This window comes from Algibacter mikhailovii (genome assembly GCF_014651495.1).
GTDB lineage: Bacteria > Bacteroidota > Bacteroidia > Flavobacteriales > Flavobacteriaceae > Algibacter_E > Algibacter_E mikhailovii.
Genome location: NZ_BMWZ01000039.1, coordinates 1 through 509, shown reverse-complemented (window position 1 = coordinate 509; position 509 = coordinate 1). Strand labels below are relative to the sequence as shown.

Below are 509 nucleotides of genomic sequence, written 5' to 3'. Positions count from 1 at the left end.
TAATCCACAAGCAACAGTAAAAATTCCCATAACTGTTTTCATCTCCGAAATCATTTTAAATACAAAATAAATTCCGACAATTGTACCAATTAAAAAAATAATACCCGAAATTATCGCAATCAGTTTTGATTCTTTTGCATAAAACCTATTTGCGTTAAGTGAGTTCTCCTGATTGCATTTTGAACATTTGATTTTATTGAATTTCCCGTGTTCCATAGCAAATTCCACGCGTGTTGCTGCATTAGTTCGAAACACGTTTTCGTGATTACATTTAGGACATTTACTGTATACTTTCAATTTTTGGTCAATGTTTTACAACGGTTACGTATATGAAATGTTGCGTGTTTGTGTGCGAGGATTTTCCGAAGGAAAATCAGAAGCTAGCAAACAAAGCAACTAACATTGGTTAAGCTAAAAATAGCAATTTTTTATATACAATGTTGTGTGCAGTATTTAATATTTTTTCAGCTAGTCCTGTGGAGGTAACCCTGAATTTAAGATTAGAAAAA

Annotated in this window: 1 pseudogene; it reads right to left on the bottom strand. The window is 32.0% G+C overall.

The window, feature by feature from the left end:
* Positions 1 to 216 (bottom strand): annotated as a pseudogene (locus tag IE051_RS18660) (hypothetical protein); the annotation flags it as partial.
* Positions 217 to 509 lie beyond the last annotated feature (293 nt).